The following is a 23,597-nucleotide window of genomic DNA, read 5'->3' on the forward strand; positions in this document are numbered from 1 at the left end:
GCCGCGCCTGCCGCTGCGGGCCGCCGTTCTCGGCAGCAGCCAGCTCGCCGTGCGCACCGCCGCTCCCGGCGGCGCGGTCCGCCGCCGTGCGCACCGCCCTGCCGCCGCCACCCGCTACGCCGTCCCGATCGCCCCGCCGCCGTGCGCACCGCCCTGCCGCCGCAGCCCGCTACGCCGTCCCCATCACCCCGCCGCCGTGCGCACCACCCCGGGGAGCATTCCCTCACCCCCCACGCAGGGGCCGGGCACGTCACCCGCCGGTTGCACTTCGAGGGTGATTCCTCCTCTCCGTGGTGCGGCGCGCGCCACCGAGGAGGATGGTGGAACCCATGGCGGAGCCGAACGTGACGGGATGGGCCGCGGCCGGCGGCGTCCTCATCCTGGCGATCATCGCGTCCGCCGCCCTCGGTGACGCGTGGTACTTCCTCGCCGGTGTGATGGCGGGCCTCGGCCTGCTGGCCGGCATGCGGTCGAGCACGCCCTCGAACTGAGGCGGCATCACCCGAGCGTCGCCCGGAGGCGGTTGAGCGCTCGGTGCTGCACCACGCGCACCTGGTTCACCGACAAGCCCAGCGCCGCCGCGGTCTCCTCCGCCGTCAGACCCGCCGCCACGCGCAGCAGCACGATCTCCCGCTCCACGCCGGGCAGCACCAGCACCGGTGAATCGGCCTCGGGGGAGCGTGCCCCGGCCACTGTCTGCGCCGTCAGTTCGTACACGAGCGCGGGGAAGGAGCCCGTCCAGCCGGGCAGCGCGTGCAGGATCGCGAGGCACGCTTCCTGCGCCACCTCGTCCGCGCCCCGGCTCAGTCGCGCCCGGCAGTACCGCACCACGACGGGCGTCACCGCGGCGACCAGTTCCCCGATCGCCCCCGTCTCGCCACCGGCGGCGGCCGCCACCAGGTCCGCGCCGGGAAGCCGCGCGCTCATCACGTCCTGCGCCGCCATCGCGCTCCCCCTCCTCGACAACTCCCACGCGCGAACCGCCCGCCTGGTTGCCTCCGCCGCTAAGGTGATCATCATGCGGCTCGCAGTGGCGGTCATCGCGGCGGTTCTGGCCCTCGGCGCGGCTCCGGCTGCCGCGGCGCCCCGGCCGCTCACCGTCGCCAGCTACAACATCCACGCGGGCGCCGGGCAGGACGGCGTCTTCGACCTCGCCCGCACCGCCGCCGCGATCCGCGACCTGCACGCGGACGTCGTGGGGCTGCAGGAGGTCGACGTCCACTGGGACGCGCGCAGCGAGTACCGCGACGAGGCCACCGAACTCGCACGCGCTCTGAAGATGCACGTGTTCTTCGCGCCGATCTACGACCTCGACCCGCCCGCCCCCGGTGCGCCGCGCCGCCAGTACGGCGTCGCCGTGCTGAGCCGCTTCCCGATCGTCGCCGCGCGGAACCTCGAGATCACCCGGTTGTCGACGCTCACCCCGGACGCCGCCCCAGCCCCCGCGCCGGGTTTCGCGGAGGTCACCGTCGCCGCGCACGGCGGGCCGGTCCGCGTCTACGCCACCCACCTGGACTACCGCGCCGATCCGTCGGTGCGGCAGGCGCAGGTCGCCGACATGCTCGCGGTCCTCGACCGGCTGCCCGGCCCGGAGATCCTCACCGGCGACTTCAACGCCGAACCCGCCGCACCCGAACTCGCTCCACTGTGGACCGGCCTGGCCGACGCCGACCCGCGCGCGGGGACCTACCCGGCCGCGGAACCGGTGAAGCGCATCGACTTCGTGACCGCGTCCCCGCACTTCGGGATCCGTTCCGCGCGGGCGGTCGCGACGACGGCGTCCGACCACCGGCCGGTGGTCGCCGAGCTGGACCGGATGCGGCCGGTCTCGTCGTAGCGCGCAGCGGTCACGGGGAGTTCACCCGCGGGCAACCCGAGTGCTGCCCGCGTCTCATCCGCGGAAGCGACGGTGCCTGGGTGTCCCCGGAAAGCTAGGAGTTCCCGATGGCCGAGTTCTTCGCCGCCGTGATCGCCAAGATCGGCGTCAGCCTGCTCGAGTCCCTCATCGCGCGGATCGCGCAGGCGCTGTTCACGGACTCGTTCGCGCCCGCCAACGCCTGATCACGCGTGCAGGAGGTGCGGCAGGACGGCGGGGTCGTCCAGCGCTGTCACGTAGAGTGCCGACCGGCCGGAAACCGGCCAGCGCAATGGTGTGCGGCCGGGCCACGCGCTGTTCGTCACCACGACCACCGACAGTCCGGCTGCCTGTGCCGCCGGCCATGGCCTCAGATCACGGGCCGGTGGTGGCCGAGCTGGAACGGGTTCGTTCGCGCCCGCCAACGCCTGATCACGCGTGCAGGAGGTGTGGCAGGACGGCGGGGTCGTTCAGCGCTGTCACGTAGAGCGCCGACCGGCCCGAAAGCGGCCAGCGCAACGGTGTTCGGCCGGGCCAGGCGCTGTTCGTCACCACGACCACTGACAGTCCGGCCGCCTGCGCTGCCGTCGCGCCTGCTGCTGAGTCTTCCAGCGCGACCGAGCTCCGCGGGTCGGCCCCGAGTCTTCGGCAGGCGGCCCGGTAGACGTCCGGCGCCGGTTTGGGCGCCGCCACCTCGTCGGCGCTGACGACCGCCCGGAACGCCGGCCGCAGACCGGCCCCGCTCAGCACCTCCGACAGCACCCCGGCCGGCGCGTTCGACGCCACCGCCAGCGGAACCCGCCCGGCCAGCGTGGAAACGAGTTCCAGCGCCCCCGGCAGTGCGGCGGGCGGTCGGAGCTCCACCGCTGTCCGCAGCGCCTCGTCCAGCATCTTCGCGACCCGGCCGGTCTCCCCGGACTGGCCGGCCCACAGGGCGATCCGCGCGGCCGCCGCCCCCACCGACGCCCCGGCCAGCGTCGCGAACTGCCGGTCGCTCAGCTCCAGCTCCAGGGCCTGCGCCCCGGTCCGGAACGCGGTGTACCAGGCCGCCGCCGTGTCCAGCAGCAGGCCGTCGCAGTCGAAGACCACGGCACGGCGGATCGCGGACATGGGCACCTGACCCTTCCCGTGGTCGGAACATCTTTCCGAAGTGTAGGGCGAAACCGAACTGTTTTCCAGAGTTCATCCGGAAGAGGTCCCATCCGGAGGTTTGAGCGCCTATCCTTCACCTGTTGAATCCCTGCTTCCGCACAATGAAACGGACAGCGATCATGACGGAAACCTCCGCAGCCCCACCCGACGAGCGCACCGTCCGCCGTGCCGTGGCCGGCGCGGCCATGGGCAACGCCGTGGAATGGTTCGACTACGGCATCTACGCCTACCTCGCGACGAGCATCGGCCTGAACTTCTTCCCGGACGCCGACGAGACCGCCCGGTTGCTGCTGGTCTTCGCCGGGATCGCGATCCCGTTCGTGCTGCGGCCGTTCGGCGGCATCATCCTGGGCCCGCTGGGCGACCGGTTCGGCCGTCGTCGCGTGCTGTCGTTCACGATCATCATGATGTCGGCCGCGACGTTCGTCATCGGGCTCATCCCGAACTACCAGACGATCGGGGTGGCGGCGCCGATCCTGCTGCTGCTGGCCAGGCTGGCGCAGGGCTTCTCGACTGGCGGCGAATACGGTGGGGCGGCGACGTTCATCGCCGAGTACGCGCCGGACAAGCGGCGCGGGTTCTACGGTTCGTTCCTGGAGTTCGGCACGCTGATCGGCAACGTCGCGGGCGCCCTGCTCGCCACGGCTGTCCAGTTGGGACTGTCGGAGGCGGCGCTGAACAGCTGGGGCTGGCGCATCCCGTTCCTCGTGGCGGGTCCGTTGGGGCTGGTCGGCTGGTACCTGCGCACGAAGTTGGCCGACACGCCCGCGTTCGAGAAGGCGGAACGGGCCGGCGCCACGTCGCGGGTACCGTTGAAGGAGACGTTCACCAAGATGTGGCCGCAGCTGCTCAACCTGATCGGGTTCGTGATCCTGCTCAACGTGGCGATGTACACGCTGATCGCCTACATGCCGACGTATTTGACGGAGGTGCTCGAACTCGGCGACACGGCGTCGCTGCTGATCCCGCTCGGGCTCATGATCGGGATGCTGTTCGTCATCAACGCGGTGGGAGCGTTGTCGGACCGGGTGGGCCGCAAGCCGCTGTTGCTGACGGCCGCGATCGGTTTCCTGGTGGTGAGCTGGCCGGCGATCGCCCTGCTGGAGAGCCGTTCGGTGCTCGGTGCGGTGGCGGGCATGGCGATGCTTTCGGTGCTGCTGGTGCTGATGCTCGGCACGATCGGCTCGGCGCTGCCCGCGATGTTCCCCACCCGCAACCGGTACAGCGGCTTCGCCATCGGCTATTCGACCTCCACCGCGGCGTTCGGCAGCACGGCGCCACTGGTGATCACCGCGCTGATCGACGGCACCGGCAACACGGCGATCCCGGCGTTCTACCTGATGGCCGCCGCCGCGATCGCCATCGTGCCCATCATGCTGATGCCGGAGACCGCCGGAGTACCCATCAACCACCCGACGCGCATCCCCGGCAGGACGCCGGTCGCCAACGCAGAGGAAGAGGCACTAGCCCCCTCCTGACCAAAAAGCAGGGCCGGGCCGACGCGAAAGCGAGGCCCGGCCCTGTCTTCTTTTTCCAGCAACCGTCGCCCGGCAACGAAAAGCAGGCGACTACCCCAACCAGACCTCCCCCGCCCCCGATCCACAGCCGATCTTTAGTCGCCGACCAGCGGGGTCAAGGCACGCTTTCCCGCCTTGACGCCGTTGCTCGGCGACTGAAACACAATCAGCCATCGGGGGCGGGGGTGGTCGGAAGGTGACCGTTCGAGCGCCGTGAGGCGCATTTTCCGCGCGTCAGCGCGGGTTTTAAAGATCAAAAGAGTCCTCGCCGGACGGGCAGGCTCCGGGATGACCAGGGGGTGGGTGCCTCGTCCCACCTTCTCGAGGTGGTCGCTGGGTGGTCATCCCGTCGCCTTCCGGTTTGTGCATATCACCTTGAGCCAGGGCCGCAAGGTTGGCATGTTCGGCCGCCGGAAAGCACGCAGGTTGCGGCCCTGGCTCAAGGTGATCGTCACGTGTCAGGCGACGGGATGACCACCCAGCTACTTTGGGTTCAAAGATCAAGTGCATGCTCTTTGCGCTCCCTGGCAAAGATCGCCCCCGATGGTTCGGCTTCTTCCGGCGTTACCTTGGCGGGTACGTCGCGGCGAGGTCGGTGTCGCGGCGTTGTCATCGAACCGTGAGGGAGCGGCCCATGCACGCGCCTGTTTCCGCGGCGACGGAGCCCTTCGCGTTCGGCACCAAGGCCGAAACGCTCGCCAGGCTCGCGCCGTTGGTCCGGTCGGCCGTTGTGCTGCCGATGGAGGCCTTCACCGTCGACCGGTGGCGGGCTGATCCGCTGGGCGTGCTGGACCGGGTGCGCGGGCACAGCTGGTCGAGTGCGCCGCTGATCGTGCGCAGCAGCAGCCGGGACGAGGACCAGGCCGGCTTTTCCAACGCGGGGCGCTACCTGTCACTGTCCGATGTGCACGGTTGGCAGGAGCTGAGGCGCGCGATCGACATCGTGGTCCGGTCCTTCGACGACCACCCGGACAACCAGGTGCTGGTCCAGCCGCAGCTGCGCGATCCGGTGGCGAGCGGCGTCGTCTCCTCGTGCGAGCCCAGCGGTGGCGCGCCCTACCGCGTGGTGAACTGGACCGAGAGCGCCGACACCGCCGAGGTCACCTCCGGCCGGGCCGGGGTGCGCACCTGGTACTTCCTGCCCGGCCCCGACCCGCTGCCCCCGACGCCGCTGCTCGCCGGGCTGCCCGCGTTGATCGCCGAGCTCGAACAGCTCAGCGGGGACGAGCCGTTCGAGTTCGAGTTCGGCGTCGCCGGGGACGGGCGGCTCGTGTTGTTCCAGGTCCGGCCACTGGCGACCGCCCGGCTGCCGCTGTCCCGGCGACGGCACCGGGCCGCCGTCGCCGCATGCCAGGCCCAGGTCGCGACCCTGCAGAGCGCCGGCCCGCCCGCGCTGAGCCGCGACACCGTCCTCGGCGTCATGCCCGACTGGAACCCCGCCGAGATGATCGGCGTCCGGCCCCGCCCGCTCGCGCTGTCGCTCTACCGCCGCCTCATCACCGACCGCATCTGGGCCGACTCCCGGTTCCGCTACGGCTACCGCGACCTGCGCGGCACCCCGCTGCTGGTCGACCTCGGCGGGCTCGCCTACATCGACACCCGCGCCAGCTTCAGCTCACTCGTGCCCGCCGCGCTCGACGACCGCACCGCCACCCGGCTGGTCCGCCACTACCTGACGCGGCTGCGGGCGAACCCGCGGCTGCACGACAAGGTCGAGTTCGAGATCGCCCTGTCGTCGTTCCACTTCGGCACCCCCGGCGACGCGGCCCGGCTGTGCGAGGCGAACGTGCTCGACCACGCCGAGGCCGCCGCGCTGGTGCGGGCCCTGCGCGTGCTGACCGTGCGCATGATGAGCCCATCCGGCCCGTTCACCCGCGACCTGGCGGAACTGGACCAGCTGTCCCGGTGGCAGGTGCGGCGCCCGCCCCGCTGGTCGCCGGACCGCATCGGCGAGCTCGTCCGCCTCTGCCGCACCCAGGGCACCCTGCCCTTCGCCGGCGCCGCCCGCGCCGCGTTCGCCGCGACGGCGCTGGTGCGCAGCCTGGTCGACGCCGGCGCGCTGTCCCCGGCGGACGCCGACGCCCTGCTCGGCAGCGCCACCACGGTCAGCGCCGAGATGCAGCGCGACTTCTGCACCGTCGACCGCCGCACCTTCCTCGACCGCTACGGCCACCTCCGCCCCGGCACCTACGACATCCTCTCCGCCCGCTACGACGAAGAGCCCGACCGCTACTTCGACTGGTCGGTCCGCGACGCCCCGCCGCGCCCGCCGGTCTTCCACCCCACCGCGGCGCAGGCGCGGGACGTGCGCGAACTGCTGGCCGCCCACCGCATGCCCGGCACCGAGCGCGACCTGTTCCGCTTCGTCACCGCCGCGGTGTCCGCCCGCGAGTACGGCAAACTCCAGTTCTCCCGCGTCCTCAGCGAAATCCTGGTCGAGGCGCGCCGCGCGGGCGAGCGGCTCGGGTTCACCCCCGACGACCTGTCCTACGCCACCGTCGACGCACTGTCCCAGCTCACCGGCTCGGCGCGGACCGACTCGGCCGTCCTGCACGAGGCCATCGAACGCGGCAGCTTCCGGCACGCGCTGACCGAATCGCTGTGCGCGCCCGCGGTGATCACCGGCGCGGCCGAGCTGGCGTCGTTCGTCGCGCTGCCCGGCGAAGCGAACTTCGTGACCCAGTCCCGGGTCGCGGCGCGTGTCGCGGACGTGGGCGCCGGGGACGACCCCACCGGGGCGATCGCGATGATCATGGCGGCCGACCCCGGCTACGACTGGATCTTCACCAAGGGCATCGCCGGGCTGGTCACCGCGTTCGGCGGGGCCAACTCGCACATGGCGATCCGCGCGCTGGAACTCGGCATCCCGGCCGCGATCGGCGTCGGCGAGACCCAGTTCCGCGACTGGCTGCGCGCCGGGGCGCTGGAAGTCGACGCGGCCGCGAAGCTGGTGCGCCCGGTCCCCGTCGCGGGACGGCCCGAGCCGGAAGCGCGGGCGTCGTGACGGGCGGGGTCGTGTGGATCACCGGCCTGTCCGGCGCCGGCAAGTCGGCGGTGGCGGTGCAGCTGGTCGAGCGGCTCCGGCGCGCGGGGGTGCGGCCGGTGCTGCTCGACGGCGACGCGGTCCGCGCCGCGCTGGACGCCCGGTCCTTCGGCACGGAAGCACGCAGGCAGCTGGCGGTCACCTACGGGCGGCTGTGCCGGCTGCTGGCCGAACAGGGGCACATCGTGGTGTGCGCGACGATCTCGCTGCGGCACGAGGTGCACCAGTGGAACCGGCGTCACCTTGCCCGGTACGCGGAGGTGTTCCTGGACGTGCCGCTGGAGGAGCTCCGCCGCCGCGATCCGAAGGGGATCTACGCGGACGGCGCCGAGGTGGTCGGCGCGGGGCAGGCCGCCGAGTTCCCCGTGGCCCCCGACCTGCGGATCACCAACTACGGGTCCACCTCGTCGCGCGCCGCCGCCGAGCAGATCTACACCTACTGCGCCCGGACGGGGTTGTGGTGACGATGTCCGGACTGCTCGCGGTGACCCAGCGGCTGCTGCCCGCCAACGAACACGGCGAGGTACGGCTCGCCCTCGACGTGCGGTGGTGGTCGTTCCTCGCCGAATGCGGGTTCGACGGCGTGCCGATGCCGCTCGACCCGGCCGCCGCGGCGAAGCTGCTGTGGCGGACCGGGTGCCGCGGACTGGTGCTGACCGGCGGCAACGACCTGGGCTCGGCCCCCGAGCGGGACGCCCTCGAACGCTACCTGCTGCGCCGCGCCCTGGAACGCGGCCTGCCGGTGATCGGGGTGTGCCGCGGGATGCAGCTGGTGCTCGACGCGTTCGGCGCCCGGCTGCGGCGGGTGCGCGGGCACGTGGCGGTCGAACACCGGGTGACCGGGCCGCGCGGCGAGCGGACCGTCAACAGCTACCACGACTGGGCGGTGCTGCAGGCGCCGCCCGAGTTCGAGGTGACCGCGCGGTGCGGGCCGGTGGTGGAGGCGGTGCGGCACCGCTCGCTGCCGCTGGCCGGGATCATGTGGCACCCCGAGCGCGCGGACCCGGTGCACGACGAGGACGTCGAACTGTTCAGCGAGGTGTTCGGAGGTCGGAATGCGGGCGGTGATCCTGGCCGCGGGACGCGGATCCCGGATGGGCGCGGCGACCGGCGACCGGCCGAAGTGCCTCGTCGAACTGGCGGGCCGCACGCTGCTTGACCGCCAGGTCTCCGCGCTGGCGCTGGCCGGGGTGCGGGACGTCGCGGTGGTGACCGGGTGGTGCTCGTGGCAGTTCGAGCGGGTGCCGCTGACCCGCTTCCACAACGCGGCGTGGGCGGAGTCGTCCATGGTGGACTCGCTGGCCTGCGCCCGGGAATGGCTCGAAGCCGGCCCGGTCGTGGTGGCCTACGGCGACATCGTGTTCACCCCGGCCGCGGTGACCGCGGTGGCGTCGGCGCCGGGGCCGCTGGTGGTCGGGTACGACCCGGACTGGCTCACGCAGTGGTCCCGCCGCTTCGGCGACCCCCTGATCGACGCGGAGACGTTCGCGGTGACCGGCGGCAGGCTGACCGACATCGGCGGCACACCGTCCACTGTGGAGGAGGTGGCCGGTCAGTACCTGGGGTTGCTCAAGCTGGAGCCGGTGGGGTGGGCCGAGCTGTCCGCGGAGCTGTCGCGTTCGGACACCCGTCGCGACACGACCGGTCTGCTGCGGCGGCTGATCGCGCGGGAGTTCACCGTGCGGGCCGTTCCGGTGCCGGGGCCGTGGCACGAGTTCGACTCCGCGCGGGACTGCGTGGTGGGGGAGCCGGTGCTGCGGGAGCTGGACGAGGTGCTGTCCGGCGCGGAGGTGGCGTCGTGACGCTCGTGCACGCGCCCGGCCGTACGGTCGTGGTGGCGATCGTGTTGTCGCTGACCAACTTCGTCGCGGTGTTCGACGGGCTCGTCGTCGCCGTGGCGCTGCCCGCGATCCAGGCCGACTTCGGGCTCCGGCCGGTCGACGGGCAGTGGGTGCTGACCGCCTACGCCGTCGCGCTCGGCGGGACCCTGCTCACCGGCGGCCGCTGCGGGGACGCGTTCGGGCGGCGCCGGATGCTGGTCGCCGGGCTGGCCGTGTTCGTCGCCGGCCTGCTGCTCGCCGGCGTCGCCTGGGACGCGTGGGTGCTGTTCGCGGCGCGGGCCGTGCAGGGGTTCGGCGCGGCCTTTGCCGTGCCCAACGCGTTCGCCACCATCAGCGCCCTGCGCCCGGAAGGGGTGCGCGACCGGGTGTTCGCCGCGGTCGCCGTCGCGGGCGGGCTCGGCGCGGCGGGCGGCGCGATCACCGGCGGGCTCATCACGCAGGGCCTCGGCTGGCGCTTCCTGTTCCTGCTGACCGCGCCGGTCGTCGCGGCCGCGGCGATCACCGCCGCGCGGGTCCTCGACGAGGACCGCCGCCGCGGCGCGCCCCGGCCCCGGCTGCTCGGCGCTGCCCTGGCCGTCACCGCGGCCGCGTTGCTGGTGTACGCGATCACCAACCATGAACTGGCCGTCGCCGCCGTCGGGCTCGTGCTCGTCGTGCCGGTCGTGCGGCTCCTGCCGCGCGGGGTCGTGCGGGACCGGTCGCTGCGCGCCGCGGTGGCCGGGCTGCCCGGGTTCGTCTTCGCGTACGACGGCACGGTCTTCGTCGGGCTCCTGTTCCTGCAGCAGGACCTCAGCCCGTTGCAGGCCGGGCTCACCTTCACCTCGCTCGGCATCGCCGTCCTCGTCGGCGCGCCACTGGCCGCGCGGCTGCTCAACCGTCGCGTGTGGACGACGGTCTTCGGTGGGGCGCAGGCGTTCTGCGCGGCCGGGCTCGTCCTGCTCGCGCTGGAGCACGTCCTGCCCGGGCTGGTGCTCGTCGGCCTCGGCGCGGCCGTCTCCGCGGTCACGCTCAACGGCGTCGCCGGGCGGCACGCCGAGCCCGCGGACCGCGGCAGCGCCTACGGCTGCTACGAGACGGCGAAGTACCTTTGCGGCGCGCTGGTCGTCGCAGTGCTCGCGACCGCGCTGGAGCGCGGCCACGAGTTCGCCTTCCTGCTCGCCGCCGCGGTCGCGGTGCTCGGCGGGCTCGCCGGGTGCGCGCTGGGGTGGCGGGCGACATGACGGAGAAGGTGTTCTACCTGCTGCACGGCCTGCAGGACCGCTACAACGCGCTGTACCAGGACAACATCGCCCGGCTCGGCCCGCGGGACGTGCTCGTCGCCAGCATCGGCAGCTCCGGGCAGTCCTACCTGGGCGGCATCCTCGCCGAACTGGGCCTCAACTACGCCGACGCCTACACCGAGGCCCTGTTGGAGGACGGCGACAGCGAACCCGTCCCCGCCTACGACGACTACCGCGAGCGCCTGGCGACCCCGGACAAGCCGCGGGAGCCCTGGCCCCGGTTCGTCAAGACCCACCTCACGCCGCGGTTCTTCACCGGCCGCCCGCTGCTCGGCGTGTGGATCCTGGTGCGCGATCCCCGCGACGCGCTGTACTCGTGGTACCGCTTCCGCACCGAGTTCGTGCGGGACCCGCTCGACCGGCTGGCCACTTCGTTCGAGGACTGGCTGTGCCGCCCCGGCCCGACCGGTCTCGACCGGCTCGACGACTGGGCGGACTTCTACCGCCGCTGGGTCTGCGACGCCGGCCGCCTGCCCCGGTCGGCGATCACCACGTTCGAAGACCTGAAACGCGATCCGCTGCCCACGTTGCGCGCCGGGTTGCGCGCGTTCGGACTGTCCATTCCGGACCGGGAGATCGCCGCGGCGGTGCTGCGCAGCGACTTCCAGACGGTGCGCCGCCGCGAACGCGACCAGGGCGGCGACGGTCCCGGCATCCTCCGGCGGGGACAGCCGGAGGAATGGCGGACGTGGATGAGCCCGTCCACCGCGGACCTCTTCGGACGGGCGCACGTCGCCGCGCTCGCCCGCCGCTTCGGTTACCACCTCGGAGAAAGGGCACGATCATGACCCTGGCGCAGGGTGACTTCACCACGCTCGCGGAAAGCTACTCGCGCTACCGCGAGGGCTACTCGCCCGCGGTGCGGGACGCGATCCTCGGCCTGTGCGCGCGCCCGGTGTGCAGCCTCGACGTGGCCGACGTCGGCGCGGGCACCGGCATCTGGAGCCGGATGCTGGCCGCGCGGCGGCCCGCGTCGCTGACCGCCGTCGAACCCAACGAAGCGATGCGGGAGCAGGGCGTCGAGGACAGCCACGGGCTGCGGATCACCTGGCGCGCGGGCAGCGGGGAACACACCGGGCTGGACGACGCGTCGGCCGACCTGCTGAGCATGGCGTCGTCGTTCCACTGGGTCGACTTCGACGCCGGGCTGCGGGAGTTCCGGCGCGTGCTGCGGCCGGGCGGGTGGTTCGCCGCGCTGTGGAACCCGCGCGAGGTCGAGGCGAACCCGCTGCTCGCCGGGATCGAAGGCGAGATCCGGCGGCTGAAGCCCGGCCTGCGGCGGGTGTCCTCGGGGCGATCCGGCATCACCGCGACGCTAACCGCGCGGCTGGCGGCCGAGCCCGGTTACGGCCCGCCGCTCTACCTGGAGGGCCGCCACGTGGTGCGGCAAACGGTCGAGCACTACCTCGGCGCGTGGCGCTCGGCGAACGACGTGCAGGCCCAGCTCGGCCCCGAGGCGTTCGCGAAGTTCCTCGACCACGCGCGCGAGGCGCTCGCCGAGCACGACGTGGTGGAGACGACGTACCTGACCCGGGCGTGGGCGGTGCAGCGGCTGGCTTAGAGGTTGAGCAGCGTCTGGTCCGGCCCGGTCGCGTTCAGGTCCAGCGCGTGCAGCGCCGCCCACACCGTCGCCTGGTTGGCGGTCACGATCGGCTTGCCGAGCTCCGCTTCCAGGGGCGCGATGAGGTCGTAGGTCGGCAGCGCGGTGCAGCTGACGAAGATCGCGTCGGCGTCCGGGCGGTCGCCGGCGCGGATGAGCTCCGCCACCTCGGCGTAGCCGGCGCTCAGCACGTCGCGCACCGGGATGCCCAGCGGCGTGCACGCGACGACGTCGAACCCGGCCGTGCACAGGAAGTCGCGCAGGCGGTTGCCCACCGGGCGCTCGTAGGGGTGCACGACCGCGACCCGCTGCGCCTTGACGGTGCGCAGCGCGGACACCGCCGCCCCCGACGTGGTCAGCGCGCGGGGCGCGCCGGCGTCCAGCATGGCCTGGCGCAGCGCGGCCTCGCCGAGCGTGCCGCCGACGAAACTGCACGCGGTGCAGGCGTAGATGACGACCTCGGCGCCGACCGCGCACACCTCACGGGTGGGGCGCCGGACGGTGGCGGGCCGGTTGAGCGCCGACACCGAGTCGAGGTTGTCGCCCTCGGGTGAGCCGCCGGTGCGGGCGATGAACAGGCTCACGGTCGGCGGCACCCACCGCCACAGCTCGCGGTCACGGGCGAAGTCGTAGGGCGCGACGATGCCGACGCCCGTCTGGGGTTCCGGCCCCTGAACGTGGCGTTTCATACGCGCAGGGTACCCGAACCGTCCCGTATCCTGCGCCCGTGACCGGCGGAATCGACGAGGCGGCCCGGGTGCCCGGGTCGGTGGCCGAGCGGGCGCGGGCCGCGTTGCGGTCCCTGCCGCCGAGCGAGGCGCGGGCCGCGCAGGTGCTGCTGGAACGCGGGTCCGACGTGGTGCGGATGTCGGTCAGCGAGATCGCCGCCGCGGCGGGCACCGGAGTCGGGACCGTGGTGCGGGCGTGCCAGAGCCTGGGGTTCAAGGGGTTCCAGGACGCGAAGATCGCGCTCGCGCAGGACCTCGCGCCGCTGGCCGGGGACTCCTCGCCGGAGCACATCGACCGCGGCGATTCTCCTGCCGAGGTGCTGGCGAAGCTGGCCGCGAGCAGTGCCGACGCGCTGCAGCGGGCCCGGTCGAGCGTGGACGCGGCGGCGCTGGAGCGGGCGGTCGGGTTGCTGACCGCGGCGCCGCGGGTGCTGGTGCTTGGGGTCGGGACGAGCGCGCCGCTCGCGCAGGACGCCGCCTACCGGCTGCTGACGCTGGGCATCGCGGCCGAGGCCCCGGCCGACGTGCACGTCCAGCACGTGCGCGCGGGGTTGCTGCGGCCGGGGGACGTGGTGGTGGCGGTGAGCCACACCGGGGCGACCCGGGAGACGGTGAGCGCGGCCCGGCGGGCGAAGGAGTCCGGCGCGGCGGTGGTCGCGGTGACCAGCTTCGCGACGACGCCGCTGACGGAGGTCGCCGACGCCGCCCTGGTCGCGGGCGGGCTGGAGACGAGGTACCGCGTGGAGGCGATGACGAGCAGGCTGGCGCATCTCGTGGTGCTGGACGCTTTGTTCGTGAGCCTGCTGCTCGCCGAGCCCGACCGGTCTGCTGCGGCGCAGGCTTTGGTGGCGGATGTGCTGAGCGAGCACCGGTTCTGAGGCAGGCGTCAGGCGCCGTGGCGCGTCGACGCTCGTACCACCAGCTCTGGGTGGGCGCCAGCTGGTGGTGCTGGACGCTTCGTTCGTGAGCCTGCTGCTCGCCGAGCCCGATCGGTCGGCTGCGGCGCAGGCTTTGGTGGTGGATGTGCTGAGCGAGCACCGGTTCTGAGCGGGGGCCGGCTCGTGGTGGTGGGGGAGGAGCGCGCCGGGCATCAGGTGCGGTGGCGGGTGGAGGACCGCGTCGAGGGGGCGGGGAGGGGTGCCCCGGGATCAGGCGCCGTGGCGCGTCGACGCTCGTACCACCAGTTCGGGGGTGAACACCACCTGCTGGTGCTCGTGGCCGGGGTCGGTCGTCTCCTGCAGCAGCAGCTCCGCCGCCGTCCGGCCTAGCTGCCTGCGTGGCTGCCGCACCGAAGTCAGCGGCACGGCCGCCGCCGCGGCGAAGTCGATGTCGTCGTAACCCACGATGGCCAGGTCGTCCGGCACCCGCAGCCGCAGGCTGACGCACGTCTGCAGCAACCCCAGAGCCAGCAGATCATTGGCGCAGAACGCAGCCGTCGGCCGCAACGAAGACGGCAACCCGGCCAAGCGCTGCCCGGCGGTCCGGCCCTCCGCGACCGTCAACGCGGACGTGCTCAGGTCGACCAGGTCCTCCGGCCCCAGCCCGGCCTCCTTCATCGCCCGCAGCGCGCCCTCGCGCCGGTCGCGCACCTGGCCGAGCGAATCGGGGCCGCCGATGAACGCCACCCGCCGGTGCCCCAGCTCCAGCAGGTGCTGCACCGCGAGCCGCCCGCCCAGCACGTCGTCCACGGCCACCGAGCAGTGGTCGCCCGACTGCCCGGTCCGGTCCACGATCACCAGCGGGATCCCGTGCGCCGCCGTCTCCGCGAGCACCGGCGCGTCCGGGTCGACCGGCGTGATCAGGATGCCCTGCACCCGCTGCTGCTCCAGCCGGCTCAGGTAGTCGCGCTCGCGCTCGGCGCGGTTCGCGCTGTTGCACAGGAACAACGACAGATCGGCTTCGTCGGCCGCGTCCTCCACACCCTCGGCCACGTCGGTGAAGAACGGGTTGCTCCCGTCGAGCATCACGTACGCCAGGATCCGGCTGCGCCCCGCCCGCAGCTGCCGCGCCGTCTCGTTGCGCACGAACTTCAGCTCGGCCATCGCCGCCTCGACCTTCGCGCGCGTGCGCGGGCTGACGCGATCCGGCCGGTTGAGCACGTTCGACACGGTCCCCAGTGACACGCCCGCCGCCGCCGCGACGTCCTTGATCCCCGCCGCCCGGGGCTCCGGAACAGCAGCCCCACCCGTGGTCGTGCGTGCCACGTGACCCTCCCGTTGAAACGTGTAACAAGCACCGATGTTATCGGATCGCGACCGAGAAAACCCGCCTGAACTGGGCGAAAAACTCGTCGTTGACTTCGTGATCCAGCGCATAGTAGCGTCAGCGCGCCAGGTTTGTGAAACCGTTCATTTCGGAGGTCGCGATGGTGCGGCAGGACCCGGGCAGCGTGCCCTTGCTGGAGGTCCGCGGCGTCACGAAGTCGTTCGGCGCGGTGGCCGCCGTGCAGGGGGTGTCGTTCCCCCTGCACTCCGGTGAGGCCCACGCGCTGGTGGGTGAGAACGGCGCGGGCAAGTCGACCATCGTCAAGATGCTCGCCGGGGTCCACCGCCCGGACACCGGAACGCTGCTGGTCGACGGGCGGCCCGTCGAGTTCTCCTCCCCGGCCGACGCCAAGGCCGCCGGGATCGCGGTGATCTACCAGGAACCCACGCTGTTCCCCGACCTCACGGTCGAGGAGAACATCGTGATGGGCCGCCACCCGCGCAAGCGGCTGGGCATGATCGACCGCGGCGCGATCCGGGCCGAGGCGGAGAAGCTGTTCGCCCGCCTGGGCGTGCGGATCGACCCGGGCCGCCCGGCCCGCGGCCTGTCGATCGCCGACCAGCAGATCGTGGAGATCGCCAAGGCGCTGTCCGCCGACGCGCGTGTGCTGATCATGGACGAGCCGACCGCGGCGCTGTCGCTGGTCGAGGTCGAGCGCCTGTTCTCGGTCGCGCGCAATCTGCGTGACGAGGGTGCGGCGATCATGTTCATCTCGCACCGCTTCGAGGAGATCACCGAGTTGTGCCAGCGCGTGACGATCATGCGCGACGGCAAGCACGTCTCCACGGACCCGATGGACGACCTGACGGTCGACGAGATGGTCCGCCGCATGGTCGGCCGCGAGCTGGACGCGTTGTTCCCCAAGCAGGACGTCACCCCGGGCGAGGTCGTGCTCGAGGTCGAGGGCCTGTCCCGCGAGGGCGTCTTCCGGGACGTCTCGTTCGAGGTCCGGGCGGGCGAGATCGTCGCGTTCGCCGGGCTGGTCGGCAGTGGACGGTCCGAAGTGGTCCAGGCGGTGTTCGGAGTGGACGAACGCGACGCGGGAACCGTGAAGCTGCGCGGGAAGAAGCTCAAGCCGGGCTCGCCGCGCGCCGCGATGGCCGCGGGCATGGCCCTGGTGCCGGAGGACCGTCGCCAGCAGGGCCTGGTCATGGACCTCTCCATCGAGCGGAACGTGACCCTGCCGCGCTCAGGCGCGCTGGCGAAGCTGGGTTTCCTGTTCGGCGGCGGCGAGCGCAAGGAAGCCCTGCGCTGGACCGAGCGCCTGCAGACCAAGTACGGCCGGCTCAGCGACGCCGTCGGCACGCTGTCCGGCGGCAACCAGCAGAAGGTCGTGCTGGCCAAGTGGCTGTCGATGGCGCCGAGCGTGCTGATCGTCGACGAGCCGACGCGGGGCATCGACGTCGGCACGAAGGCCGAGGTGCACCGGCTGATGTCGTCGCTGGCCGCGGAGGGCGTCGCCGTGATCATGGTGTCCTCCGAGCTGCCCGAGGTGCTCGGCATGGCCGACCGCGTGCTGGTGATGCGCGAGGGACGGATCGTCGCGGAGATCTCCCGCGAGGACGCGAGTGAGGACTCGGTGATGTTCGCAGCGATGGGTCAGGGAGCGGCGGCGTGAACGCGACGAAGGTGGTGGCTCCCACGACGACGAGCCGGTCGGTGCCACGGAAGTTCTCCGTCGGCGGCCTGTTCAAGGCGCGTGAGGCGGGCATCGTCCTCGCGTTGATCGCGCTGGTCGCGTTCACGGCGACGCAGAACTCGCGGTTCCTGTCCGCGCAGAGCATCCGCGACATCCTGCTCGGCACCGCGATCCTGGCCGTGCTCGCGGTCGGCCAGGCGACGGTGATGATCACCCGCAACATCGACCTGTCGGTCGGCTCGGTGCTCGGCCTGTCCGCGTTCGCGGTGGGCTCGCTGCTGCAGGCCAACCAGGGCATGCCGGTGATCGTCGCGCTGGTCGTCGGCGTCGCGGTCGGCGCCGCGTGTGGTGTCGTCAACGGGTTCCTGGTCCGGTTCGGCCAGGTGCCCGCGCTGGTGGTCACCCTCGGCACGCTCTACGCCTTCCGCGGCGCGGCCTACTTCTGGGCGGGCGGCGAGCAGATCAACGCCGACGAGCTGCCCGGGCACTTCCTCAAGTTCGGCAACTCCTCGATCCTGGGCATCCCGTGGCTGGTGCTGATCGCGGTGATCGTGCTGGTCGTGGCCGGGGTCGTGCTGCGCAACTACCGCGCCGGGCGCGAGCTGTACGCGATGGGGTCGAGCCCGCAGGCCGCCGAGCTGGCCGGCATCAAGGTCGGCCGCAACACCATCGCCGCGTTCCTGGTGAGCGGCGCGCTGGCCGGTGTCGCCGGTGTCCTGTTCGCCGCGCGGTTCGGCACGATCGACGCGGCCGCGGGCAACGGTTACGAGCTGAACGTGGTCGCCGCCGCGGTGGTCGGCGGGGTCGCGGTGTTCGGCGGCAGCGGCACCGTGTGGGGCGCGGGCCTGGGCGCCCTGCTGCTCACGGTCATCGGCAGCTCCCTGGCGGTCCTCGACATCAACCAGTTCTGGCAGCAGGCCATCGTCGGCGCGCTGATCCTGCTCGCGATCGGGGCCGACCGCCTGGTCGCGGTGCGGGTGGCCAAGTCACTGAAGAAGAGGGATTCCCATGTCTGACAAGCGGCCGGCCTGGCTGTCCCGCCTGGCGAGCTGGGACGCCGCCGTCATCGTGATCACGGTGCTGGTGCTGCTCATCGCCTCCGGCGTGGTGGAGAACTTCGGCAGCAGCCGCAACTTCACGTTCCTGCTGCTGGACCTGCTGCCCATCGCGCTGATCGCGCTGCCGATGACGTTCGTGATCGTGACCGGCGAGATCGACCTGTCGGTGGCGAGCACGCTCGGCCTCACCTCGGCAGTGATGGGCGACCTGTGGAACCGCGGCCTGCCCATCGAGACGATCATCCCGTTGTGCCTGGTGCTCGGTGCGGTGCTGGGCGCGCTCAACGGGTTCTTCGTGACCGTGCTGAAACTGCCGTCACTGGCGGTCACCATCGGCACGCTCGCGCTCTACCGCGGCCTGGCGTTCGTGGTGCTCGGCGACGGCGCGGTGGCCGACTTCCCGCGTGCCTACACCTCGTGGGTGACCGGCACGATCGGCGACGGCCCGATCCCGAACGTGCTGATCCCGCTGGTGGTGCTCGCCGTGGTGTTCGGCCTGGTGCTGCACGCGACGCCGGTCGGCCGCTCGGTGTACGCCGCCGGCGCCAGCGAGCAGGCCGCGCGCTTCGCCGGCATCCGCGTGGCGCGGCTGAAGTTCTGGCTCTACGTCGTCAGCGGTCTCGTCGCCGGCCTGGCCGGCGTGCTGTGGACGCTGCGGTACTCCAGCGCCCGCGCCGACAACGGCCTCGGCATGGAACTCGCCGTCGTGGCGGCGGTCCTGCTCGGCGGCGTCTCCATCTTCGGCGGCAAGGGCACCCTGCCGGGTGTGCTCGCCGGGGTGGTCCTGCTGGCCACGCTGCAGAACGCGCTGCGGCTGCAGGACGTGTCGAACGAGGCGCTCAACATCGTCACCGGGGTGCTGCTGATCATCTCGGTGCTCCTGCCCAACATCGTGATCAGGTTCCGGGCTGCCCTGCGGCGCCGGGCGACCACATAGAAAGGCGAAACGCCCATGAAGAGACGACTCCTCGCCGGTGCGGTGTCGGCAGCGCTCGTGCTGACGGTGTCCGCGTGCGGTGGCACCACGAAGAACGACAGCAGCTCGTCCGGCGGCGGTGGCGCCCAGTCGACCGCGCAGGCCGACCCGAACGCCGCCACCAAGGAAGGCGTCAAGATGGCCTTCCTGCCCAAGCAGCTCAACAACCCGTACTCGGACATCGAGGTGGGCGGCGGCAAGACCGCGCTGGACGAGCTCAAGGGCGAGTACAAGCTGGTCGGCCCGAACGACGCCAGTGCGTCCTCGCAGGTCAGCTACATCAACACGCTGATCCAGCAGCAGCAGGACGTCATCGGCATCGCGGCGAACGACCCGAACGCGGTGTGCCCGTCGCTGAACCAGGCACGCAGCTCCGGCATCAAGGTCGTGGCCTTCGACTCCGACGCGGCCAAGGACTGCCGCGACGTGTTCATCAACCAGGCCACCACCGAGGGCATCGGCGAGCAGCTGGCGAAAATGGCCAGCGAGCTGGCCGGCGGTTCGGGTGAGATCGCGATCCTGTCGGCGACCCCGAACGCCACCAACCAGAACGCCTGGATCGAGGTGTTCAAGCAGCAGCTCACCAAGCCCGAGTACGCGAACCTGAAGCTGGTGAAGGTCGCCTACGGCAACGACGACGACCAGAAGTCGTTCCAGGAGGCCCAGGGCCTGCTGCAGTCCTACCCGAACCTGAAGGCCATCGTCGCGCCGACCACCGTCGGCATCGCCGCGGCCGCCCGCTACATCAGCTCCTCCAGCTACAAGGGCAAGGTCGCGGTGACCGGCCTCGGCACGCCGAACCAGATGCGCGAGTACATCAAGGACGGCACCGTCACCAAGTTCGCCCTGTGGAACCCGGCCGACATCGGCTACCTGGCCGCCTACGCGGGTGTCGCACTGGCCTCCGGCCAGATCACCGGCGTCGAGGGCCAGAAGTTCAAGGCGGGCAAGCTCGGCGAGTACACGATCGGCAAGGACGGCGAGATCGTCCTCGGCCCGCCGACGGTGTTCGACGCGAGCAACATCGACCAGTACAACTTCTGACAGCCTCCCGGCCGGGCCGCACCGGCGGCCCGGCCGGGGCTCCACCGAGGACGGATCGTGGCCCGATACTGCTTCTGCCTGCAGGTGAAGCCTGACCGGATGGCCGAGTACGCCGAGCGGCACCGCGCCGTGTGGCCGGAGATGCGGCAGGCGCTGACGGACACCGGATGGCGCAACTACTCGCTGTTCCTCCGGGACGACGGCCTGCTGATCGGCTACGTCGAGGCCGACGACCTCGACGCCGCGCAGGCGGCCATGGCCCGCACCGAGGTCAACGCCCGCTGGCAGGCCGAGATGGCCGAATTCTTCACGGGCCTGGACGGGCGCGGCCCCGACGAGGGGTTCCAGTTGCTCACCGAGGTCTTCCACCTGGAAGGAAAGTGATCCTGTTGTCCGACCTGACCGCCGTGAAAGCAGCCCTGCGCGCTCAGCGGATCGAGACGCCTTCGTGGGCCTACGCCAACTCCGGCACCCGCTTCAAGGTGTTCCCGCAGCCCGGGGTGCCCCGCACGCCGGAGGAGAAGATCGCCGACGCGGCGAAGGTGCACGAGCTGACCGGCATCGCGCCGAGCGTGGCGCTGCACATCCCGTGGGACCGGGTCGACGACTACGGCGCCCTCACCAAGTACGCGCACGACCTGGGCATCGAGATCGGCGCCATCAACACCAACGTCTTCCAGGACGAGGACTACAAGCTGGGCTCGGTCACCAACCCCGACCCGCGGATCCGCCGCAAGGCCACCGATCAGCTGCTCGAGGCGATCGACATCATGGACGCCACGGGCAGCAAGGACCTGAAGTTCTGGTTCTCCGACGGCATCAACTACCCGGGCCAGGACGACCTGCGCACCCGGCAGGACCGGCTGGCCGCCGCGCTGCGCGAGGCCTACGACCGGCTCGGCGACGACCAGCGGATCCTGCTGGAGTACAAGCTGTTCGAGCCCGCCTTCTACGCCACCGACGTGCCGGACTGGGGCACCTCGTACGCGCACTGCGTCGAGCTCGGTCCGAAGGCGACGGTGTGCATCGACACCGGCCACCACGCGCCGGGCACCAACATCGAGTTCATCGTCGCGTTCCTGCTGCGCCAGGGCAAGCTCGGCGCGTTCGACTTCAACTCGCGCTTCTACGCCGACGACGACCTGATGGCCGGTGCCGCCGACCCGTTCCAGCTGTTCCGCATCATGTGGGAGATCGTGCGCGCCGACGCGCTGGACCCGTCCTACGGCATCAACTTCATGCTCGACCAGTGCCACAACATCGAGGCGAAGATCCCGGCGATCATCCGCTCGGTGCTCAACGTGCAGGAGGCCACCGCGAAGGCCCTGCTGGTCGACAAGGACGCCTTGTTCGCCGCGCAGCAGAACGGGGACGTGCTCGGTGCCAACGCCGTGCTGATGGACGCCTACAACACCGACGTGCGGCCGCTGCTGGCCGAGCTGCGCGAGGAGGCCGGGCTGGACCCGGACCCGATCGCCGCCTACCACCGCAGCGGTTACCAGGAAAAGATCGTCGCCGAACGAGCCGACGGCCGGCAGGCCGGTTGGGGAGCCTGAACCACCATGACGAACAATCCCGCCGCCGAACTCATCCAGCGCAGCAACGCCCTCGGCGCCGACCCGCGCAACACCAACTATGCCGGGGGCAACACCTCGGCCAAGGGCAGCGAGACCGACCCGGTCACCGGGCAGCCGGCGGAACTGCTGTGGGTCAAGGGATCCGGAGGTGACCTGGGCACGCTCACCGAGGCCGGACTGGCCGTGCTGCGGCTGGACCGCCTGCGCGCGCTGGTGGACGTCTACCCGGGTGTCGAGCGCGAGGACGAGATGGTCGCTGCGTTCGACTACTGCCTGCACGGCCGCGGCGGCGCCGCGCCGTCGATCGACACCGCGATGCACGGCCTGGTCGAGGCCACGCACGTCGACCACCTGCACCCGGACTCGGGCATCGCGCTGGCCACCGCGGCCGACGGACCGGCGCTGACCAAGGAGTGCTTCGGCGACCGCGTGGTGTGGGTGGACTGGCGCCGCCCCGGGTTCCAGCTGGGCTTGGACATCGCCGCGGTGAAGAAGGCCAACCCGCAGGCGATCGGCGTGATCCTGGGCGGGCACGGCATCACCGCGTGGGGCGAGACGTCGGAGGAGTGCCGGCGGAACTCGCTGGAGATCATCCGGACCGCGGAGAAGTTCCTCGCCGAGCGGGGCTCCGCGGAGCCCTTCGGCGCGGTCGTGCCCGGGTTCGAGCCGCTGCCGGAGGAGGAGCGGCGGAAGCGGGCCGCCGCGCTGGCGCCGGTGATCCGCGGGCTGGCGTCGACCGACCAGCGCCAGGTGGGCCACTACAACGACAGCGATGTGGTGCTGGAGTTCCTGTCCCGGGAGAAGCTGCAGCCGCTCGCCGCGCTCGGCACGTCGTGCCCGGACCACTTCTTGCGCACCAAGGTCCGCCCGCTCGTGGTCGACCTGCCCGCGACCGCCCCGCTGGAGGACGTCGTCGCGCGGCTGGCGGAACTGCACGAGGCCTACCGCGCGGACTACCGCGCCTACTACGAGCGGCACGCGACCCCGGACAGCCCGGCGATGCGCGGCGCGGACCCGGCGATCGTGCTGGTGCCCGGTGTCGGCATGTTCTCCTTCGGCAAGGACAAGCAGACCGCGCGCGTGGCCGGCGAGTTCTACGTCAACGCGATCAACGTGATGCGCGGCGCCGAGGCGGTCTCCCGCTACGCGCCGATCCCGGAGAGCGAGAAGTTCCGCATCGAGTACTGGGCGCTGGAGGAGGCCAAGCTCCAGCGCATGCCCAAGCCGAAGCCGCTGGCCGGGCGCGTTGCCCTGGTGACCGGCGCCGGGTCGGGCATCGGGCGCGCCATCGCCGAACGGCTCGCCGCCGAGGGCGCGTGCGTGGCGATCGCGGACCTGAACGGTGACGCCGCCGAGGAGGTCACGCGCTCCATCGGGAACACCGACAAGGCGGTTTCCGTGGTCGCGAACGTCGTCGACGCCGATGCGGTCGCCGCCGCGGTGGACGCGACCGTGCTGGCGTTCGGCGGCATCGACCTGGTCGTCAACAACGCCGGCCTGTCGATCTCCAAGCCGCTGCTGGAGACCACCGAGAAGGACTGGGACCTGCAGCACGACGTGATGGCCAAGGGCTCATTCCTGGTCTCGCAGGCCGCGGCGAAGGCGATGATCGCGCAGGGCCTCGGCGGCGACATCGTCTACATCTCGTCGAAGAACTCGGTGTTCGCCGGCCCCAACAACGTCGCCTACGGCGCGGCCAAGGCCGACCAGGCGCACCAGGTCCGGCTGCTGGCCGCCGAACTCGGCGAGCACGGCATCCGGGTCAATGGCGTCAACCCGGACGGTGTGGTGCGCGGTTCCGGCATCTTCGCCGGAGGCTGGGGCGCGCAACGCGCCGCGGTCTACGGCGTGCCGGAGGAGGACCTGGGCAAGTTCTACGCCCAGCGCACCATCCTCAAGCGCGAGGTGCTGCCCGAGCACGTCGCCGCGGCGGTGTTCGCGCTCACCGGCGGCGACCTGACGCACACGACCGGCCTGCACGTGCCCGTTGACGCGGGTGTCGCGGCCGCTTTCCTCCGCTGA

General features: G+C 71.9%; 22 protein-coding genes. 18 read left to right on the forward strand and 4 right to left on the reverse strand.

Features of this window, described 5'->3' with window-relative positions:
- The first annotated feature begins 329 nt into the window (after positions 1–329).
- Positions 330–491 (forward strand): hypothetical protein, encoded by a 162-nt coding sequence (locus tag AMY39116_RS46155; RefSeq protein WP_020418839.1) that lies wholly within the window; start codon positions 330–332, stop codon positions 489–491.
- 7 nt (positions 492–498) lie between these two features.
- Here AMY39116_RS46155 and AMY39116_RS0317050 read toward each other — a convergent pair whose 3' ends face one another.
- Positions 499–945, reverse strand: a complete 447-nt coding sequence (locus tag AMY39116_RS0317050; RefSeq protein WP_020418840.1) for a sigma factor-like helix-turn-helix DNA-binding protein — start codon at positions 943–945, stop codon at positions 499–501.
- Between the two features lie 64 nt (positions 946–1,009).
- Between AMY39116_RS0317050 and AMY39116_RS0317055 the strand changes: the two genes are divergently transcribed.
- Positions 1,010–1,837 (forward strand): endonuclease/exonuclease/phosphatase family protein, encoded by an 828-nt coding sequence (locus tag AMY39116_RS0317055; RefSeq protein WP_020418841.1) that lies wholly within the window; start codon positions 1,010–1,012, stop codon positions 1,835–1,837.
- Between the two features lie 450 nt (positions 1,838–2,287).
- Here AMY39116_RS0317055 and AMY39116_RS0317070 read toward each other — a convergent pair whose 3' ends face one another.
- Positions 2,288–2,965: an HAD family phosphatase gene (locus tag AMY39116_RS0317070; RefSeq protein WP_020418844.1), complete on the reverse strand. Its 678-nt coding sequence runs from the start codon at positions 2,963–2,965 to the stop codon at positions 2,288–2,290.
- Between the two features lie 161 nt (positions 2,966–3,126).
- On the opposite strand from AMY39116_RS0317070, the gene AMY39116_RS43030 reads away from it, so the two are divergent.
- The 8 genes from AMY39116_RS43030 to AMY39116_RS0317110 all read left to right on the forward strand — a co-directional run bounded on the left by AMY39116_RS43030 (position 3,127) and on the right by AMY39116_RS0317110 (position 12,249).
- Positions 3,127–4,485 carry an MFS transporter gene (locus tag AMY39116_RS43030; RefSeq protein ID WP_020418845.1) on the forward strand — a complete coding sequence of 453 codons (1,359 nt, stop codon included), beginning with the start codon at positions 3,127–3,129 and terminating at the stop codon, positions 4,483–4,485.
- Between the two features lie 673 nt (positions 4,486–5,158).
- The gene (locus tag AMY39116_RS43035) at positions 5,159–7,528 is read left to right on the forward strand and encodes a PEP-utilizing enzyme (protein ID WP_020418846.1); all 2,370 of its coding nucleotides are present in this window, start codon (positions 5,159–5,161) and stop codon (positions 7,526–7,528) included.
- Complete coding sequence (locus AMY39116_RS43040) at positions 7,525–8,031, forward strand: adenylyl-sulfate kinase (protein ID WP_020418847.1); 507 nt, start codon at positions 7,525–7,527, stop codon at positions 8,029–8,031. The genes AMY39116_RS43035 and AMY39116_RS43040 overlap by 4 nt, the downstream gene beginning before the upstream one ends.
- 2 nt (positions 8,032–8,033) lie before the next feature.
- Positions 8,034–8,726 carry a gamma-glutamyl-gamma-aminobutyrate hydrolase family protein gene (locus AMY39116_RS45490; protein ID WP_084506111.1) on the forward strand — a complete coding sequence of 231 codons (693 nt, stop codon included), beginning with the start codon at positions 8,034–8,036 and terminating at the stop codon, positions 8,724–8,726.
- A complete protein-coding gene (locus tag AMY39116_RS43050) occupies positions 8,662–9,369 on the forward strand; it encodes an NTP transferase domain-containing protein (RefSeq protein ID WP_020418849.1) in 708 nt (235 codons plus the stop codon). Before AMY39116_RS45490 ends, AMY39116_RS43050 begins: the two co-directional genes overlap by 65 nt.
- Positions 9,366–10,628, forward strand: a complete 1,263-nt coding sequence (locus AMY39116_RS0317100) for an MFS transporter (protein ID WP_020418850.1) — start codon at positions 9,366–9,368, stop codon at positions 10,626–10,628. Before AMY39116_RS43050 ends, AMY39116_RS0317100 begins: the two co-directional genes overlap by 4 nt.
- On the forward strand, positions 10,625–11,476 hold the full coding sequence (locus tag AMY39116_RS0317105; protein ID WP_157358582.1) for a sulfotransferase domain-containing protein: 852 nt from the start codon (positions 10,625–10,627) through the stop codon (positions 11,474–11,476). Before AMY39116_RS0317100 ends, AMY39116_RS0317105 begins: the two co-directional genes overlap by 4 nt.
- The gene (locus AMY39116_RS0317110) at positions 11,473–12,249 is read left to right on the forward strand and encodes a class I SAM-dependent methyltransferase (RefSeq protein ID WP_020418852.1); all 777 of its coding nucleotides are present in this window, start codon (positions 11,473–11,475) and stop codon (positions 12,247–12,249) included. The genes AMY39116_RS0317105 and AMY39116_RS0317110 overlap by 4 nt, the downstream gene beginning before the upstream one ends.
- Here the strand turns inward: AMY39116_RS0317110 and AMY39116_RS0317115 are convergent.
- On the reverse strand, positions 12,246–12,977 hold the full coding sequence (locus AMY39116_RS0317115; protein ID WP_020418853.1) for an Asp/Glu racemase: 732 nt from the start codon (positions 12,975–12,977) through the stop codon (positions 12,246–12,248). The two genes, AMY39116_RS0317110 and AMY39116_RS0317115, sit on opposite strands and share 4 nt — an antisense overlap.
- Before the next feature lie 38 nt (positions 12,978–13,015).
- Between AMY39116_RS0317115 and AMY39116_RS0317120 the strand changes: the two genes are divergently transcribed.
- Positions 13,016–13,894, forward strand: coding sequence for a MurR/RpiR family transcriptional regulator (locus AMY39116_RS0317120; protein WP_020418854.1), 879 nt, complete (start codon positions 13,016–13,018; stop codon positions 13,892–13,894).
- A gap of 270 nt (positions 13,895–14,164) precedes the next feature.
- Here the strand turns inward: AMY39116_RS0317120 and AMY39116_RS0317130 are convergent, their stop codons facing one another.
- On the reverse strand, positions 14,165–15,166 hold the full coding sequence (locus AMY39116_RS0317130; RefSeq protein ID WP_027935995.1) for a LacI family DNA-binding transcriptional regulator: 1,002 nt from the start codon (positions 15,164–15,166) through the stop codon (positions 14,165–14,167).
- Between the two features lie 215 nt (positions 15,167–15,381).
- Between AMY39116_RS0317130 and AMY39116_RS0317135 the strand changes: the two genes are divergently transcribed.
- The 7 genes from AMY39116_RS0317135 to AMY39116_RS0317165 are packed head-to-tail and all read left to right on the forward strand — an operon-like array spanning position 15,382 to position 23,597.
- Positions 15,382–16,899 carry a sugar ABC transporter ATP-binding protein gene (locus AMY39116_RS0317135; protein WP_027935996.1) on the forward strand — a complete coding sequence of 506 codons (1,518 nt, stop codon included), beginning with the start codon at positions 15,382–15,384 and terminating at the stop codon, positions 16,897–16,899.
- Positions 16,896–17,936, forward strand: coding sequence for an ATPase (locus AMY39116_RS0317140; RefSeq protein ID WP_020418858.1), 1,041 nt, complete (start codon positions 16,896–16,898; stop codon positions 17,934–17,936). Before AMY39116_RS0317135 ends, AMY39116_RS0317140 begins: the two co-directional genes overlap by 4 nt.
- Complete coding sequence (locus AMY39116_RS0317145) at positions 17,929–18,915, forward strand: ABC transporter permease (protein ID WP_020418859.1); 987 nt, start codon at positions 17,929–17,931, stop codon at positions 18,913–18,915. The genes AMY39116_RS0317140 and AMY39116_RS0317145 overlap by 8 nt, the downstream gene beginning before the upstream one ends.
- Positions 18,916–18,930: 15 nt before the next feature.
- Positions 18,931–19,998: a rhamnose ABC transporter substrate-binding protein gene (rhaS, locus tag AMY39116_RS0317150; protein ID WP_027931380.1), complete on the forward strand. Its 1,068-nt coding sequence runs from the start codon at positions 18,931–18,933 to the stop codon at positions 19,996–19,998.
- A 57-nt stretch (positions 19,999–20,055) separates the two neighbouring features.
- The gene (locus AMY39116_RS0317155) at positions 20,056–20,382 is read left to right on the forward strand and encodes an L-rhamnose mutarotase (protein WP_027935997.1); all 327 of its coding nucleotides are present in this window, start codon (positions 20,056–20,058) and stop codon (positions 20,380–20,382) included.
- Complete coding sequence (rhaI, locus tag AMY39116_RS0317160; protein ID WP_020418862.1) at positions 20,379–21,554, forward strand: L-rhamnose isomerase; 1,176 nt, start codon at positions 20,379–20,381, stop codon at positions 21,552–21,554. The genes AMY39116_RS0317155 and rhaI overlap by 4 nt, the downstream gene beginning before the upstream one ends.
- A gap of 6 nt (positions 21,555–21,560) precedes the next feature.
- Positions 21,561–23,597 carry a bifunctional rhamnulose-1-phosphate aldolase/short-chain dehydrogenase gene (locus AMY39116_RS0317165; RefSeq protein WP_020418863.1) on the forward strand — a complete coding sequence of 679 codons (2,037 nt, stop codon included), beginning with the start codon at positions 21,561–21,563 and terminating at the stop codon, positions 23,595–23,597.

Source organism: Amycolatopsis sp. ATCC 39116 (genome assembly GCF_000231075.2).
GTDB classification, from domain to species: domain Bacteria; phylum Actinomycetota; class Actinomycetes; order Mycobacteriales; family Pseudonocardiaceae; genus Amycolatopsis_E; species Amycolatopsis_E tucumanensis.

What these genes read in the sequence shown, in the direction of transcription:
- AMY39116_RS46155 (WP_020418839.1), top strand. Translation starts at nt 330, where the DNA reads ATGGCGGAGCCGAACGTGACGGGATGGGCCGCGGCCGGCGGCGTCCTC.
- AMY39116_RS0317050 (WP_020418840.1), bottom strand. Translation starts at nt 945, where the DNA reads ATGGCGGCGCAGGACGTGATGAGCGCGCGGCTTCCCGGCGCGGACCTG.
- AMY39116_RS0317070 (WP_020418844.1), bottom strand. Translation starts at nt 2,965, where the DNA reads ATGTCCGCGATCCGCCGTGCCGTGGTCTTCGACTGCGACGGCCTGCTG.
- AMY39116_RS43030 (WP_020418845.1), top strand. Translation starts at nt 3,127, where the DNA reads ATGACGGAAACCTCCGCAGCCCCACCCGACGAGCGCACCGTCCGCCGT.
- AMY39116_RS43035 (WP_020418846.1), top strand. Translation starts at nt 5,159, where the DNA reads ATGCACGCGCCTGTTTCCGCGGCGACGGAGCCCTTCGCGTTCGGCACC.
- AMY39116_RS45490 (WP_084506111.1), top strand. Translation starts at nt 8,034, where the DNA reads ATGTCCGGACTGCTCGCGGTGACCCAGCGGCTGCTGCCCGCCAACGAA.
- AMY39116_RS43050 (WP_020418849.1), top strand. Translation starts at nt 8,662, where the DNA reads ATGGGCGCGGCGACCGGCGACCGGCCGAAGTGCCTCGTCGAACTGGCG.
- AMY39116_RS0317105 (WP_157358582.1), top strand. Translation starts at nt 10,625, where the DNA reads ATGACGGAGAAGGTGTTCTACCTGCTGCACGGCCTGCAGGACCGCTAC.
- AMY39116_RS0317110 (WP_020418852.1), top strand. Translation starts at nt 11,473, where the DNA reads ATGACCCTGGCGCAGGGTGACTTCACCACGCTCGCGGAAAGCTACTCG.
- AMY39116_RS0317115 (WP_020418853.1), bottom strand. Translation starts at nt 12,977, where the DNA reads ATGAAACGCCACGTTCAGGGGCCGGAACCCCAGACGGGCGTCGGCATC.
- AMY39116_RS0317135 (WP_027935996.1), top strand. Translation starts at nt 15,382, where the DNA reads ATGGTGCGGCAGGACCCGGGCAGCGTGCCCTTGCTGGAGGTCCGCGGC.
- AMY39116_RS0317145 (WP_020418859.1), top strand. Translation starts at nt 17,929, where the DNA reads ATGTCTGACAAGCGGCCGGCCTGGCTGTCCCGCCTGGCGAGCTGGGAC.
- rhaS (WP_027931380.1), top strand. Translation starts at nt 18,931, where the DNA reads ATGAAGAGACGACTCCTCGCCGGTGCGGTGTCGGCAGCGCTCGTGCTG.
- AMY39116_RS0317165 (WP_020418863.1), top strand. Translation starts at nt 21,561, where the DNA reads ATGACGAACAATCCCGCCGCCGAACTCATCCAGCGCAGCAACGCCCTC.